The sequence below is a fragment of the Armatimonadia bacterium genome (genome assembly GCA_039679385.1).
Taxonomy (GTDB): Bacteria; Armatimonadota; Zipacnadia; order Zipacnadales; family JABUFB01; genus JAJFTQ01.
In genome coordinates this window covers 1-2,325 of record JBDKVB010000082.1, presented here as the reverse complement: position 1 = coordinate 2,325, position 2,325 = coordinate 1, and the positions used below count along the sequence as shown (strand labels likewise).

Here is a 2,325-nt window from a genome sequence, read left to right as displayed (position 1 = left end):
AGCGGGACGGTGTGCAACTCGGAATCGCGGAAGACAATCGGCGTCGGAGTGCCCCACTTCATCCCGGTGAAGGTCTTCATGTTGACGAAGTACACTTCGGCCTGGAAGGGCGTCTGCCCGCCAAAGGGCAGGTTGACGAGCGTCCCCAGGAGCGGGATGTTGTTCGTGGTGAGGGTGTGGCGCCCCGGTCGGAACACGTCGAGGGCTTTGCCATCGCGGAAGAACACGGCCGTCTGGCTCTCACGGACCGTCAGCTGGGAGCCGAGGCGGATGTCGGCCTGACCGTACTCGGGCCAGCGATGCACGATCTCTGTGCCGGTTACATCAGTCCACTCAAGGACGTCCATCAGTGCCATCAAAGGCCTCCTACCCTGGGGACCAAGCCAGCCCTGAGCTCGGGCTCCGGTGTCCCAATTGCTCGGTCCTCGCCTGGCGAGGGATGCGTGTGGCAGGCTGTCTTAGCTCTGTGCGGGGCCGGTTGCTTCGGCCACGACCTCGCCACGGCGGTCGATCATCTCCTGCAGGTGGTGGATCGCCGTCTCGAGTGCGGCCATGCGCTCTGCGGCTGCGGCATCCTCGGCAGCGCCGAGTTGGCACACGGCGTCGCTGCAGCCGCCGATCTGCGTGCGCAGTGACTGGTCGTACTCGTACAAGCGGTCAAGCTGCTCTTCGCCGATCTTGACCGCATCGAAGAACCCGGTGTAGCCGTAGTCGGCGAAGCGGATGTTGTCGCGGGCTTTGCCCAGGAGTCTCGAGAGACGGTCGATCTGCTCCAATTGCTGCAACTTGCCTGCCTGGGCCCAGGTGGCGACCACCCGCTTGAGCTCGTCGCGGACTCTGTCCAGCTCGGCAACGAGATGCTCGCGGAGGAGTTGGTCGGCGGTGCGCCGGATCTCCCTCTCACGGTAGCCGTCAAAACCTGGGATACTGGCCAGGAGCTCCTGCAAAGGGCCTTCGTCGCGGCGGATCTGGTCTCGTAGATCAGACACTCTGGCACCTCCCCGGGGCGCCATCGCGTAGTCATGGGCCTGCAGTGTACCTATTCGCGGCCGGGGATAGGGGTTCCTTCACACCGTGAGCAGTGCAAGAAACGTGACCTTGATGCAACAAAGCGAACCCCTCAAGCGTCCATGAGTGCAACTACCAAAGGTAGGAGCCCTGCCGGGCAAGCTCACTCTCTTGGGCGAGGTGTGTGCCATGCTGTCACGCTGGTGGATTACGGGTCTATCCGGAGTTGTGGTGGCGATGGTGGTTGCCGGTTGTGGTGGTGGCAACGAGGAGTCCGCAGGGGAAGTCAAGTACGCGCATCTGTACCAGTCGGGGCCGGGAGGAACTGCGTCGATCCAGATGGGATGGAGCGGGAACATCTCAGACCCGTCGCTGGTCGTCGCGTGGCTCGTGTACCGGTCGAACAGTCCCGGTCTCGCGGCGGAGCCCTATAACCTGGTGGACTGCCTCGCGCAGCAGAGCCTCTATGATTACGGTGACTGGGGAGGCGCCGTCAGCGGTCTGACCTTCAACCACAGCTTCACGTACCTGGACTATGGCAACCAGGCGACCGGGACGATCGCAGTGACCTACAGCCGCCCCGGGCTCGTGGCCGGGCAGACCTACTACTACCGTGCTCGGCGCGTGACGAAGCCGAACACCCACTCCTACTCAACGGCTGCGCAGACTTCCCAGGTCGGCACGGAGCAGGCGACCCAGTTCAGTGTCACACCTTCCCAGGCTCTCGGAGAGCCGAGCGATCCCCAGGGCCCGGTCACCTACATGTACGCGGCGACACCTACTTCGCCTCTGAGCGGCGGGCCTGCGGTCGACCCTCGCAGCATGACCTTCCAGTGGGACCTCACGACCGGCGCCGACGAGTACCAGGTGCGGATCTACAGCTCGGCCAGTGGTAGTGGGCAGCCGGTGGTGCAATCACCGGTCGTGCAGGGGATGGGCAGCACCGGAAAGTGGACCTACAGTCCGGGGACCAACACGCCTCTTCAGGGCGGCAGGACCTACTACTGGGTCGTGGGAGCTCGGCGAGCCGGGGAGGCAACGCCGACCTGCGGCACAGAGAGCGGCTGGCTGAAGAGCTCGGTGGCGCAGTTCACCACGGTGACACTGCCACCGCCGACTCCGTAAACACCGTCGGGCCGGAGTCAGGGCAGGAGCTTCCAGGTGGACGGCCATGGAAAGGCCGATCGAGGCTAGCCCGCATTATTCATGAACCTGGCCGTGGCGGTGGGTTCTAGTGGTGGTTGGAGGCGCTGTAGCAGGTCCCGCCACAGGTCCTGCACCGGGCAGCCGGAGGCGAAGCCCAGCCATACGCGGCGC

The 2,325-nt window shown here is 64.6% G+C and carries 3 protein-coding genes; 1 reads left to right on the top strand and 2 read right to left on the bottom strand.

Going from position 1 to position 2,325, the window contains the following annotated elements; all coding sequences use genetic code 11:
* Together ABFE16_09850 and ABFE16_09845 are read right to left on the bottom strand one after the other, a co-directional pair.
* A partial coding sequence (locus tag ABFE16_09850) for an SPFH domain-containing protein (GenBank protein ID MEN6345602.1) occupies positions 1-356 on the bottom strand: 356 nt, incomplete at its 3' end.
* Between the two features lie 102 nt (positions 357-458).
* Complete coding sequence (locus tag ABFE16_09845) at positions 459-989, bottom strand: hypothetical protein (protein MEN6345601.1); 531 nt, start codon at positions 987-989, stop codon at positions 459-461.
* A gap of 208 nt (positions 990-1,197) precedes the next feature.
* Between ABFE16_09845 and ABFE16_09840 the strand changes: the two genes are divergently transcribed.
* Positions 1,198-2,133: a hypothetical protein gene (locus tag ABFE16_09840; protein ID MEN6345600.1), complete on the top strand. Its 936-nt coding sequence runs from the start codon at positions 1,198-1,200 to the stop codon at positions 2,131-2,133.
* The last annotated feature ends 192 nt before the right edge of the window (positions 2,134-2,325 follow it).

Bases quoted from the DNA above. Each gene is read 5' to 3' on its own strand.
- ABFE16_09840 (MEN6345600.1), top strand. From the start codon at position 1,198: ATGCTGTCACGCTGGTGGATTACGGGTCTATCCGGAGTTGTGGTGGCG.